The sequence below is a fragment of the Cupriavidus pauculus genome (genome assembly GCF_003854935.1).
Classification (GTDB): Bacteria; Pseudomonadota; Gammaproteobacteria; order Burkholderiales; family Burkholderiaceae; genus Cupriavidus; species Cupriavidus pauculus_C.
The window spans coordinates 2,016,204-2,028,589 of the sequence record NZ_CP033969.1 but is presented as its reverse complement, the minus strand read 5'-3'; the positions used below and the strand labels follow the sequence as shown (position 1 = coordinate 2,028,589).

12 protein-coding genes are annotated in these 12,386 nt (G+C 67.3%); 3 read left to right on the top strand and 9 right to left on the bottom strand.

Features of this window, described 5'->3' with window-relative positions:
- Window positions 1-252 precede the first annotated feature (252 nt).
- The 3 genes from rpsU to EHF44_RS11075 all read left to right on the top strand — a co-directional run bounded on the left by rpsU (window position 253) and on the right by EHF44_RS11075 (window position 2,409).
- The gene (rpsU, locus tag EHF44_RS11085) at window positions 253-465 is read left to right on the top strand and encodes a 30S ribosomal protein S21 (RefSeq protein WP_008648415.1); all 213 of its coding nucleotides are present in this window, start codon (window positions 253-255) and stop codon (window positions 463-465) included.
- Between the two features lie 186 nt (window positions 466-651).
- Window positions 652-1,545 (top strand): nodulation factor ABC transporter ATP-binding protein NodI, encoded by an 894-nt coding sequence (gene nodI, locus EHF44_RS11080; protein WP_423193511.1) that lies wholly within the window; start codon window positions 652-654, stop codon window positions 1,543-1,545.
- A 9-nt stretch (window positions 1,546-1,554) separates the two neighbouring features.
- Entirely contained in the window at window positions 1,555-2,409 is an 855-nt protein-coding gene (locus EHF44_RS11075; protein ID WP_124683789.1) for an ABC transporter permease, read from the top strand.
- 220 nt (window positions 2,410-2,629) lie between these two features.
- On the opposite strand, the gene EHF44_RS11070 is transcribed toward EHF44_RS11075, so the two are convergent.
- From EHF44_RS11070 to trpB, 9 genes are all read right to left on the bottom strand, one after another.
- Window positions 2,630-3,838, bottom strand: coding sequence for an O-succinylhomoserine sulfhydrylase (locus EHF44_RS11070; RefSeq protein WP_124683788.1), 1,209 nt, complete (start codon window positions 3,836-3,838; stop codon window positions 2,630-2,632).
- 29 nt (window positions 3,839-3,867) lie between these two features.
- Window positions 3,868-5,394, bottom strand: coding sequence for an amidophosphoribosyltransferase (purF, locus tag EHF44_RS11065; RefSeq protein WP_124683787.1), 1,527 nt, complete (start codon window positions 5,392-5,394; stop codon window positions 3,868-3,870).
- Between the two features lie 138 nt (window positions 5,395-5,532).
- Window positions 5,533-6,030: a CvpA family protein gene (locus EHF44_RS11060; protein WP_124683786.1), complete on the bottom strand. Its 498-nt coding sequence runs from the start codon at window positions 6,028-6,030 to the stop codon at window positions 5,533-5,535.
- Window positions 6,031-6,134: 104 nt separating this feature from the next.
- The gene (locus tag EHF44_RS11055) at window positions 6,135-6,863 is read right to left on the bottom strand and encodes an SPOR domain-containing protein (protein ID WP_124683785.1); all 729 of its coding nucleotides are present in this window, start codon (window positions 6,861-6,863) and stop codon (window positions 6,135-6,137) included.
- Window positions 6,864-6,923: 60 nt separating this feature from the next.
- Window positions 6,924-8,234, bottom strand: a complete 1,311-nt coding sequence (gene folC, locus EHF44_RS11050; protein WP_124683784.1) for a bifunctional tetrahydrofolate synthase/dihydrofolate synthase — start codon at window positions 8,232-8,234, stop codon at window positions 6,924-6,926.
- A gap of 89 nt (window positions 8,235-8,323) precedes the next feature.
- Window positions 8,324-9,196: an acetyl-CoA carboxylase, carboxyltransferase subunit beta gene (gene accD / locus EHF44_RS11045; RefSeq protein ID WP_124683783.1), complete on the bottom strand. Its 873-nt coding sequence runs from the start codon at window positions 9,194-9,196 to the stop codon at window positions 8,324-8,326.
- A gap of 193 nt (window positions 9,197-9,389) precedes the next feature.
- Window positions 9,390-10,187 (bottom strand): tryptophan synthase subunit alpha, encoded by a 798-nt coding sequence (gene trpA / locus EHF44_RS11040; protein WP_124683782.1) that lies wholly within the window; start codon window positions 10,185-10,187, stop codon window positions 9,390-9,392.
- 20 nt (window positions 10,188-10,207) lie between these two features.
- The gene (locus tag EHF44_RS11035; RefSeq protein ID WP_124683781.1) at window positions 10,208-11,134 is read right to left on the bottom strand and encodes a DNA-methyltransferase; all 927 of its coding nucleotides are present in this window, start codon (window positions 11,132-11,134) and stop codon (window positions 10,208-10,210) included.
- Complete coding sequence (gene trpB, locus EHF44_RS11030; protein WP_124683780.1) at window positions 11,134-12,327, bottom strand: tryptophan synthase subunit beta; 1,194 nt, start codon at window positions 12,325-12,327, stop codon at window positions 11,134-11,136. Before trpB ends, EHF44_RS11035 begins: the two co-directional genes overlap by 1 nt.
- Window positions 12,328-12,386 lie beyond the last annotated feature (59 nt).

The following is a 12,386-nucleotide window of genomic DNA, read 5'->3' as shown; positions in this document are numbered from 1 at the left end:
CTTACCGGCGTATTTCTTGCGCAATATCCACGGAAACAGGTAGTCGCCAAGTTTTTACCTAGCTAGGAAAATTTGGCCAGTCACCCCTGATACTGGCAGTACGGATCTCGATCCGCAGCAGGTTCTAGGGGGCGCACCGCGGCATTGGCCGCAGCGTGCGATACCACCGTTGCCGAAGGCTCCGGAGCCCGACGTGACACGTTTCCCTCCTATGAACCCACCGCCCCTGGCGGTTATTCCTGAAGGACTGAATTGACTAAGATCGTTCTGAAACCGGGCGAGCCCGTTGAAGTTGCAATGCGTCGTTTCCGTCGCGCCATTCTGCAGACTGGCCTGATCGTGGAACTGAAGAGCCGTACCGCCTACGAAAAGCCGACGACCGAGCGCAAGCGCAAGAAGAAGGCTGCCGAGGCTCGCCTGCGCAAGCGTCTGCGCATGCAAATGCTGCCGAAGAAGCTCTACTGATTCGCGCATTGCCCGAAGAAACCGCCAGTTCGCTGGCGGTTTTTTTTCGCCCGTGCCGCGGCGCCGCACCCGTCGTCGGCGCTGCTGGAATGGAGAAACCGCGACGCACCAACAATGGGCCCGGCGATGGCCGGCATAATGGTGGCATCCGCCTTCCGGGACCCAGCCTTGACTGCCATCCTCCAGATGCGCAACGTGCGCAAGCTCTACGGCGACCAGGTGGTCGTCGACAACCTCGACCTCGAAGTCCAGCCCGGCCAGTGCTACGGACTGCTCGGCCCCAATGGCGCCGGCAAGACCACCACGCTGCGCATGCTGCTGGGGCTGACCACGCCGGCGTCGGGCACGCTGACGCTGTGCGGCGAGCCGATTCCCGAGCGGGCGCCCCAGGCGCGCATGCGCGTGGGCGTGGTGCCGCAATTCGACAACCTCGACCCCGATTTCTCGGTCATCGAGAACCTGCGGATCTTCGGCCGCTATTTCGGGCTGTCGTCGGCCGAGATCCACGCGCGCGTGCCGAAGCTGCTGGAATTTGCCCGGCTGGAAAACAAGGCCGACGCCCAGGTGCGCGAGCTGTCCGGCGGCATGCGGCGGCGCCTGACCGTGGCCCGCGCGCTGATCAACGATCCAGACCTGCTGGTCATGGACGAGCCGACCACCGGCCTGGACCCCCAGGCGCGCCATCTGATCTGGGAGCGCCTGAAGTCGCTGCTGGCCGCCGGCAAGACGATCCTGCTGACCACCCACTTCATGGAAGAAGCCGAGCGGCTCTGCAATCACCTGTGCGTGATCGACGCCGGCCGCAAGATCGCCGAGGGCAAGCCGCACGAGCTGATCGACCGCGAGATCGGCTGCGACGTCGTGGAAGTCTATGGCGACGAACTCGAACCGCTGCGCCACACGCTGACGCCGCTGGCCGAACGCACCGAAATGCGCGGCGAGACGCTGTTCTGCTACGTCCGCGACCCCGACCCGCTGCTCGCCGCGCTGCACGGCAAGGGCGGCGTCCGCTACCTGCACCGCCCGGCCAACCTTGAGGACGTGTTCCTGAAGCTGACCGGCCGCGAGATGAGAGACTGAGACATCGACATGAGCGAACAGGACCCCCGCAACCCCGACGTGGCCGCGTCCCCTGCCCTGGCGGCGGCCCCGCCGCGCCAGCACTATCCCCAGCCCCTGCTGCCGCGCAACGCGCGCAACTGGATGATGGTCTGGTACCGCAACTACATGGTCTGGAAGAAGCTGGCCATCCCCTCGATGATCGGCAACCTGGCCGACCCGATGATCTACCTGTTCGGCCTGGGCCTGGGGCTGGGCCTGCTGGTCGGGCAGGTACACGGCGTGTCGTACATCGCGTTCCTGGCGGCCGGGACCACGGCGTCGAGCGTGATGATGTCGGCGAGCTTCGAGTCGATGTACTCGGCGTTCTCGCGCATGCACGTCCAGCGCACGTGGGAGGCGATCATGCACGCGCCGCTGACACTGGGCGATGTCGTGCTGGGAGAAGTCTTATGGGCCGCCAGCAAGGCGGTGCTGTCGGGCGCCGCGATCATGATCGTGGCCGGGCTGCTCGGCTACGCGCAGTTCCCCGGCGCGCTGGCGGCGCTGCCCGTGATCGTGCTGGCCGGCATTGCCTTCGCCAGCCTGGCGATGATCGTGACGGCGCTGGCGCCGAGCTACGACTTCTTCATGTTCTACCAGACGCTGATCATGACGCCGATGCTGCTGCTGTCCGGCGTCTTCTTCCCGCTCGAACAGCTACCGGAAGGCGCGCAGAAAGCCACGCAGCTTCTGCCGCTGGCGCACGCGGTGGCGCTGATCCGTCCGCTGATGCTGGGCCGGCCCGTGGAACACGCCGCGCTGCACGTGATCGTGCTGGCAGCCTACGCAGCCGTGGCGCTGGTGGTGGCGCTGGTGCTGCTGCGGCGACGGATGCTGCGGTAAGGGGTATGCGGTAGGGGTATGCGGTAAGGGGTATGCGGTAGGGGTACGCGGTGAGGGTATGCAGGGGGGGGTGACTCCCCTCTCCCGCACGCGGGAGAGGGGTTGGGGGAGAGGGCCAGTGGTGCAAGCTGAGACCATCGCGTCTTGAGGCGCCGCCCCTTCTCCCCGGCCCCGCTCCCGCGCGCGGGAGCGGAGAGACAACCCGCAGCGGGCGTTAGGACTACTGCCCCAGCCCCCGCAGCAGATCGGCCTTGAGGTCTTCGACCGATTCCAGGCCCACTGCCAGCCGGATCAGCCCTTCGCTGATGCCGGCCGCGGCCTTGGCTTCGGGCGCAACGCGGCCGTGGGTAGTCGTGTACGGGTGGGTGATCGTGGTGCGGGTGTCGCCCAGGTTGCCGGTGATCGAGCACAGCTTCGTGCTGTCGATCACGCGCCAGGCGTTGGCGCGCATCTGCTCCGGCGTGTCGCCCTTCAGCTCGAACGAGACAATCGCCCCGCCGCCGCTCTGCTGGCGCCGGGCGATCTCGTACTGCGGATGCGACGGCAGCGCCGGATGGAACACGCGGTTCACGGCCGGGTGCGACTCCAGGAACTGGGCCAGTTGCAGCGCGCTCTGCGAGTGGCGCTCCATGCGGATCGCCAGCGTCTCCATGCCCTTGAGCATGACCCACGCGTTGAACGCCGACATCGTCGGGCCCGCCGTCCGCACCAGCGGGAACACCTTGCCCATGATGTAGTCGCGCTTGCCCACCACGGCGCCGCCCAGCACGCGGCCCTGGCCGTCGATGTGCTTGGTGGCCGAATGCACCACCACGTCGGCGCCGAACTTGATGGGCTGCTGCAGCGCGGGCGAGCAGAAGCAGTTGTCGACCACGAACAGCGCGCCCGCGTTGTGGGCGATGTCCGCCACGGCGGCAATGTCCGACACCTCGGTCAGCGGGTTCGACGGCGTTTCCAGGAAGAACAGCTTCGTGTTCGGGCGGACGGCCGCGCGCCACGCGCCCAGGTCGCCGCTGTCCACGTACGTCGTCTCCACGCCGAACTTGGCCAGGATCGTGTTGAACAGCGTCATGGTCGACCCGAAGATCGAGCGCGAGCTGACCAGGTGGTCGCCGGCCTGCAGCGACGCCAGCGCAACCGACAGGATCGCGCTCATGCCCGATGCCGTGGCCATGCACGCCTCGGCACCCTCCAGCGCCGCCAGCCGCGCCTGGAACATCGACACGGTCGGGTTCGTGAAGCGCGAGTAGGTGTAGCCCTCTTCCGAATTGGCAAAGCGCTCGGCGGCCTCGGCGGCCGAGTTGAAGCAGAAGCTCGAGGTCAGGTACATCGCCTCGGAATGCTCCATGAACTCGGCCGAGCGCAGGGTGCCGGCGCGCACGCCGAGGGTATCGATGCCGTAGGACTCGTCTTGGTTCGGATCGCTCATGCTGCAGTGCTGCCCAGTAGGTGTCGTTGTTATTCGTTGCCGCCCGAACGCTGCAGGTGCAGTTGCGAACGCTCGGTATCGCCGCTCGGGCCTTCGCGGTCGGCCTGGCTGCGCGCCGTTTCCAGGCGGTCCAGGTAGGCTTCGTCGATGTCGCCGGTCACGTACTTGCCGTCGAAGCACGACGCATCGAAGTCGCGCAGGTTCGGGTTGATGTCGCGCACGGCCTGCTTCATCGCCTCCACGTCCTGGTAGACCAGCTGGTCCGCGCCGATCATGCGCGCCACTTCCTCGTCGGTGCGGCCGTGGGCCACCAGTTCGCTGCGCGTGGGCATGTCGATGCCGTACACGTTCGGGAACTTCACCGGCGGCGCGGCCGAGGCGAAGATCACCTTCTTGGCGCCGGCGTCGCGCGCCATCTGCACGATCTCGAACGACGTGGTGCCGCGCACGATCGAGTCGTCGACGATCAGCACGTTCTTGCCCTGGAACTCCACGCCCATGGCGTTCAGCTTCTGGCGCACCGACTTCTTGCGCACGGCCTGGCCCGGCATGATGAAGGTCCGGCCCACGTAGCGGTTCTTGAAGAAGCCCTCGCGGTACGGCACGCCCAGCGCGTTGGCCACCTGCATGGCGGCCGGACGGCTGGAATCGGGAATCGGCATGACCACGTCGATCTCGCCGGCCGGCACTTCGCGGCGGATCTTCTCGGCCAGGTAGTCGCCCATGCGCAGCCGGGCGTCATAGACGGGCACGCCGTCGATGCACGAGTCCGGACGGGCCAGGTAGACGTATTCGAAGATGCACGGCGTGAGCTGCGGGTTTTCCGCGCACTGCTGGCTGTGGAGCTTGCCGTCCAGGTCGACGAAGATCGCCTCGCCCGGCGCCACGTCACGGTCCATCGTGTAGCCCATGCCTTCCAGCGCCACCGATTCCGACGCGATCAAGTATTCCTTGCCGGTCGGCGTGTCGATGCTGCCGATGCACAGCGGGCGGATGCCGAACGGGTCGCGCACGGCCAGCAGGCCGTAGCCCGAGATCTGCGCGGTGATGGCGTAGGCGCCCTTCACGCGGCGATGCATGCCGCTCACCGCCTGGAAGATCGTGGCCGGGTCCAGCGTCTTGCCGCCGCTGGCGCGCTGCAGCTCGTCGGCCAGCACGTTCAGCAGCACCTCGGAGTCCGAGTGCGTGTTGATGTGGCGGCGGTCGCGGCGGAACATTTCCTCGCGAAGCTGCTCGGAATTGGTCAGGTTGCCGTTGTGGGCCAGCATGATGCCGTACGGCGCGTTCACGTAGAACGGCTGGGCCTCTTCCTCGCTCGACGAGCCGGCGGTCGGGTAGCGCACCTGGCCGATGCCCGACGTGCCGGGCAGGCCGCGCATGTTGCGCGTGCGGAAGACATCGCGCACCAGGCCGTTGGCCTTGTGCATGTGGAAGGTGCTGCCGTTGGCCGTGGCGATGCCGGCTGCATCCTGTCCGCGGTGTTGCAACAGCAGCAGGCTGTCATAGATCAGTTGGTTGACAGGGCTGGTGGAAACCACGCCGACGATACCGCACATGCCGAACTCCCAGGAAAGGCAAATGATTCAGGGGGCGCCATTCCGTCATGTACGCGACGGAACTGCGTTGATACTGCGCCGCGGCCGTGGGTTCGTCCAGCAGCCGCGTCTTTCGATCCGGTCAGGCCCGCTACGGGGTCAGGCCTTCACATACTTCGCCAGGTCGGGCGGCAGCCACTGCCGCAGTTCGTCCATGGCCTGCATCACATACGGGCGCGACACCGCGTCGCGCCAGAACGGTTCCTCGGGCAGCTTGGTGAGCCCGGCCACCACGACCACCAGCATCACGATCAGCACGCCGCGCGCCAGCCCGAACACCAGGCCCAGCCCGCGATCGGCCGGCTTCAGACCCGTGGTTTCCAGCAACTGGCCCAGGATCGCCCCGGCCAGCGCCGACACGATCCACGTGCCGAAGAACACTGCCAGGAAGCCCAGCGCGCTGCGCGTCAGCGCGCCGCCGGGCAGCGTCTCGGGCATCCATCCGGCGGCCATGCCGCCAAAGTGATAGGCCAGCACGAACGCCACCACCCAGCCCACCAGCGCCAGCACCTCGCGCACCAGTCCGCGCAGCACGCCGATCAGCGCCGACGCCACCAGGATGAAAGCGACGGCGTAGTCAAAGAAGGTAAAAGCCATGCGTGCGGCGCCGGTTCCTGTTCAGATGGGGCCGGACTGCCGCCGCGCAATGCCTGGCGCGGCCGGTCCGGGTTGCCAATGCGTCCGATGCGTCGTTGGATGCCCTATTGCTCGACGATCTTCGAGGTCAGGCCGATCGACTTCACCTTCCGGTCCGCCGCATCGGCCGCGTCGCGGCTCGGAAACGGGCCGGCACGCAGCAGGATCCGCTCGCCGTCGGCCAGCGTCTTCTTTTCCACATACGCCGGCACCTTGCTCTCCTTGAGCTTGGCCAGCCAGTTCCTTGCGCGTTCTTCCGACGAGAACGCGCCGATCAGGATCAGGTACTTGGTATTGGCGGCCGGCTTGGCGTCGGCGGGCTTGTCGGCCGGCTTGTCCGCGGGCTTGTCCGCCACCTTCGTATCGGCGGCCTTCGGCTTGTCGGCGGCCGGCGTGCTGACGATTTCCTCGCCGGCGTCCAGCGCGGCGTCGTTGCGGGCCGTGCCGGCCGACGGCGGCAGCGCCTGCGCCCTGCGGGCCTCGACCTTCGGCTTCTGTGCGCCCTGCCCGTTGGCCACGCTGACGGCCACGTCGTCGGACACCGGGCGCGGCTTGTGCTCGAACACGATCGGCAGGACGATGACGGCCACGGCAAGCAGCACCACGGCGCCGATCAGGCGGCGGCGGGCGCGTTGTTTCTGGGGAAAGTCGGGGTCGAGGCTGTCGTCGGCGTACTCATCGACAGGCCGGCGCGATGCGCCGATGCCGGCGCCGGGTTCCGCGCGGGTACGGCGACCCCGTTCGGGTGCCGGGTCAGTGCCCTTGCGGGACGAGAACAGCGAAAGCAGGCCCATAGATGCCCAAAGAGTGGTGTTCGGTGTGATGTCGTTCCGGCCCGGGAGTTCAGCCTGGTATCAGTTGGCCTGCGTGGCGCGGTATGCCATCACGCCGGCCACCGTGTAGAACGATCCGAAGACCAGGATTCTATCATTCTCGGTTGCCCTGCCGATGGCGTCGCGATACGCCAGTTCCGGACTTGCGAAGCATGCCGCCGTATTGTCCGGGCCCTCGTGGAAACCGGTGGCGTCCAGTGCCTCGCGCACCTGGGCGGCCGTGGCGGCCCGCTCGGTCGGCAGGTCGCACAGGCACCAGTGGTCCACCTTGTCGGCCACATGCTGCAGCACGCCGGCGATGTCCTTGTCCGCCATTGCGCCAAACACGGCGTAGGTGTAGCGGAAGAACCCCATGTTCTCCAGGTTCTGACCCAGCGTGGCCGCCGCGTGCGGGTTATGCGCCACATCGAGGATCACCGCCGGGCGGCCCGGCATCACCTGGAAGCGGCCCGGCAGTTCGACGAACGCCAGCCCGTTGCGCACTTCCTGCGCGCTGACCGGCAGCCGCGGGCGCATGGCCTGCAGCGCGGCCAGCGCCGCCGACGCGTTCAGCAACTGGTTGGCGCCGCGCAGGGCCGGATAGCCAAGCCCGTTGAGCTTGCGGTCGCGGCCGGTCCAGTCCCATTGCTGGCGCTCCTGCCCCGGCGCGGCCTGGTGGCGGAAGTCGCGGCCCACGAGCCACAGGTCGGCCCCGACGGCCTCGGCATGGTCGATGACCGATTGCGGCGGCATCGGGTCGCCGCAGATCGCCGGCACATGCGGGCGGAAGATGCCGGCCTTCTCGTAGCCGATCTTCTCGCGCGTGTCGCCCAGATACTGGGTGTGGTCGATATCGACGCTGGTAATCACCGCGCAGTCCGTATCGATCACATTGACCGCGTCCAGCCGGCCGCCCAGCCCCACTTCCAGGATCATGGCGTCCAGCCCGGCCGCCGCGAACATGTGGATGATGGACAGCGTCGTGAACTCGAAGTAGGTCAGGCTGACCGGATCGGCAAAGCTGGTGCGGGCGCGCTCGACGGCCTCGAAGTGCGGCAGCAGCTGCGCGTCGGTGGCCTGCTCGCCGTTCAGGCGGGCGCGCTCGTTGAACGAGATCAGGTGCGGCGACGTGTGCAGCCCCACCTTGTAGCCGGCCTCCAGCAGGATGCGTTCGAGCATCGCGCAGGTCGACCCCTTGCCGTTGGTGCCGCCCACCGTGAACACCACGGCGTCGATGCGCAGACCCAGTGCTTCCTTGACGCGCGTGATGCGCGTCAGACCCATGTCGATGCCCACGGGATGGGCGGTTTCCAGGTGGTGAAGCCAGTCGGGGAGATTGTGGAAGATGGGCATGCTCGTTGACGACACTTTCGACACTACAAAAAGCAAAATGGCGCGGGTGGTGGCACCCGCGCCATTGTCCTGCAAATCACGCTACCGCGTCAGGCCACCGCATCGGCCGGCTGCTTCTGCAGCAGCGCCAGCACCTGGGCGATTTCCCCGCGCAGGCGGCGGCGGTCGACGATCATGTCGATGGCGCCCTTCTGCAGCAGGAACTCGGCGCGCTGGAAGCCTTCCGGCAGCTTCTCGCGCACGGTCTGCTCGATCACGCGCGGGCCGGCAAAGCCGATCAGCGCCTTGGGCTCGGCAATCACCACGTCGCCCAGGAAGGCGAACGATGCCGACACGCCGCCCATCGTCGGGTCGGTCAGCACGCTGATGAACGGCAGCCTGGCGTTGGACAACTGGTTCAGCATGGCCGTGGTCTTGGCCATCTGCATCAGCGACAGCAGGCTTTCCTGCATCCGCGCGCCGCCGGTGGCGGTCACGCAGATGAACGGCACCTTCTGCTCCAGCGCGGCCTGCGCGCCACGGGCAAAACGCTCGCCGACGACGGAGCCCATCGACCCGCCCATGAACTCGAACTCGAAGCAGGCCACGACCACGGGAATCGTGTGGATCGCGCCGCCCATCACCACCATCGCGTCGGTCTCGCCCGTGTCTTCCATGGCGGCCTTGATGCGGTCCGGGTACTTCTTGGTGTCCTTGAACTTCAGCGCGTCCACCGGCACGATTTCCTGGCCGATCTCGAAGCGGCCCTCGGCGTCCAGCAGCTTGTCCAGGCGCTCGCGCGACCGGATCCGCATGTGGTGGTCGCACTTCGGGCAGACATGCAGATTGGCTTCCACGTCGGTGCGGTACAGGGTGGACTCGCACGACGGGCACTTGACCCACAGCCCTTCCGGAATGCCCTTGCGGGTGGAAGGATCGGTCTGTTGAATCTTGGGAGGCAGGAGTTTATCCAACCAGCTCATGAAAGCTCCTTTCGGATAGCTGCCGCGCGCGTCGACGCCCCTCTCTGAGAGGTCGGACACCGGGACGGCAGGGAATCAGGCCGCGAATTTACCACGCCGGGCCGTCACGCGGCTAAGCAAAACGCGCCAATTGTGCATCGAACAGCACAATCGGCGCGTATTTTTTCAGCAGGCGTCACACGGCTGTCAAGGCTTACGCGTCCAGCGCCTGGCGGATGCCGGCGATGAAGGTACGCAGCGCCTCGACGGCCTGGTCGCGCGGCGCATCCTCCAGCAACTGCACCAGCCGGCTGCCGATGACCACGGCATCGGCCACGCTGCCGATGGCGCGCGCCGTCTCGGCGTCGCGGATGCCGAAGCCGACACCCACCGGCAGGTTGGCATGCTGCTTGATCAGCGGCAGGCGGGCGGCCACGCTGTCCAGGTCCAGCGTGGCCGATCCGGTCACGCCCTTGAGCGACACGTAATAGAGATAGCCGCTGGCCACGCGGGCCACGGCCGCGATGCGGGCATCGGTCGAGGTGGGCGCGAGCAGGAAGATCGGGTCCATGCCGTTGTCGCGCATCAGCCCGGCAAACGACTCGCATTCCTCGGGCGGATAGTCGACCACGAGCACGCCGTCCACGCCAGCCGCCGCGGCGGCCTTGGCGAAGGCCGCCTCGCCCATCCGCTCGATCGGGTTGGCGTAGCCCATCAGCACCACGGGCGTGGCGTCGTCGGTCTGGCGGAACTCGGCCACCCAGGCCAGCACCTGCGCCAGCGACACGCCTTGCGCCAGCGCCCGCTCGGAGGCGCGCTGGATCACCGGGCCGTCGGCCATCGGGTCCGAGAACGGCACGCCGAGCTCGATGACGTCGGCGCCACCGGCCACCAGCGCGTGCATCAGCGGCACGGTCAGCGCGGGCGCCGGGTCGCCGGCGGTGATGAACGGAATCAGGCCCTTCTTGTTCTGCGCGGCCAGCGCCGCGAAAGTCTTCTGGATACGGGACATGGTTGGCCTTGCCGGGAGTCTCAGATCAGGCGCTGCACGGCCGATGCGTCGTCATTGGCATCGTCGTTGGCGGCGTCGGGGGTCGTTGCGGGAGTATCGGGCTGGATCTGCGCGTACACCGGCTGGGCGGCCGTCACGCGCTCGCGCACCAGCGCGGCATACTGCGGATTCATCTCGAAGCCGACAAAGCGCCGGCCGTGGCGCACGCAGGCCACCGCCGTGGTGCCGCTGCCCGTGAATGGGTCCAGCACGATGCCGCCGGGCGGGCAGCTCGACAGCACCATGCGTTCGACAATCTCCAGCGGCTTCTGCGTCGGATGGTCGGCGCGCTCGGGGTCCTGGCGGTGGATGCGCGGCACGCTCCACAGGTCCTTGGGGTTGTAGCCCACTTCCAGCCACTTCTTGCCTTCGAAACGCGGCCGGCTGCGCGCCTTCTTGGTCTCGGCGTCATAGGGGATGCGCACCGGGTCCAGGTCGAAGTAGTAGTCGCGCTGGCGGGCAAAGAAGCCGATGTTGTCGTGCACCGACGAGAACTTGCGCGTGGTGCCGCCCATGCTGGGCACGCGGCGGTCCCAGATGATCTCGTTGATCATCGTCAGCCGCTTCTTGAGCATGACGAACAGCTCGGGCGAGTACTGCCACGTGCAGAACAGGTACAGCGTGCCCTTGGGCGCCAGCTTGGGGATGATGGCGTCCATCCAGCGCTCGGACCATTCCAGGTAGGCGTCGCCGGACAGCAGGTCGGAGTCGTTGCCGTAGTCCTTGCCCAGGCCGTAGGGCGGATCGGCGACGATCAGGTCGATCGACTGGTCCGGGATGCGCCGGATGCCTTCGAGCGCGTCTTCCTGGTACAGGCGGACCACGTCGGTGTCGAGGATGTCGAACGGCGCAGCGGCGCCGCCCTCTTCCAGTTGTGACGATGCAGTTTCAGGGGGCAGCGCGCGCATTACAGCTTCAGCCCCGCACGTTCGGCCACCGTGTGCATGTCCTTGTCGCCGCGGCCGGACAGGTTCACGAGCAGCAGCTTGTCCTTCGGCAGCGTCGGCGCCAGCTTGCAGGCGTAGGCGATGGCGTGGCTGGACTCCAGCGCCGGGATGATGCCTTCGATCCGGCAGCAGTCATGGAACGCCTTGAGCGCCTCGTCGTCGGTAATTGGCACGTACTGCGCGCGGCCGATGTCCTTGAGCCACGCGTGCTCCGGGCCCACGCCGGGGTAGTCCAGGCCGGCCGACACCGAATGGGTCTCGATGATCTGGCCGTTGTCGTCCTGCAGCAGGTAGGTGCGGTTGCCGTGCAGCACGCCGGGCGAGCCGCCGGTCAGCGACGCCGCGTGGCGGCCCGTCTCCAGGCCGTCGCCGGCCGCCTCCACGCCGATCAACTGCACGTCCTCGTGGCCGATGTACGGGTAGAAGATTCCCATCGCGTTCGAACCGCCGCCCACGCAGGCGATCACGGCGTCCGGCTGGCGGCCGGTCATCTCGGGCATCTGCACCTTCGATTCCTCGCCGATCACGCACTGGAAGTCGCGGACCATCATCGGGTACGGATGCGGGCCGGCCACCGTGCCGATGATGTAGAACGTGGTCTCGACGTTGGTCACCCAGTCGCGCATCGCCTCGTTCAGCGCGTCCTTGAGCGTCCTGGAGCCGCTTTCCACCGGCACCACCGTGGCGCCCAGCAGCTTCATGCGGTAGACGTTGGCCGCCTGGCGGCGCACGTCCTCGGAGCCCATGTAGACCACGCATTCCATGCCGAAGCGCGCGGCGATGGTGGCCGTGGCCACGCCGTGCTGGCCGGCGCCGGTCTCGGCGATCACGCGCTTCTTGCCCATGCGACGGGCCAGCAGCGCCTGGCCGATGACGTTGTTGATCTTGTGCGCGCCGGTGTGGTTCAGGTCCTCGCGCTTGAAGTAGATCTGCGCGCCGCCAAGCGTCTCGCTCCAGCGCTGGGCGTGGTAGATCGGCGACGGGCGGCCGACGAAGTGCTTCAGCTCGCGCTGGAATTCGGCGTTGAAATCGGCGTCCTGCTGGTAGTGCGCATAGGCTTCGCGCAGCTCGTCCAGCGCGTGGACCAGCGTTTCGGAAACGAAGCTACCGCCGTAGGGGCCGAAATGGCCTCGGGAATCGGGCAAGTCGTACATGTCCAGGCTCTCAGGTGGCGCTCCGCGCAGCGGGCGGCGGAGCGCATCAAATTCGGAAT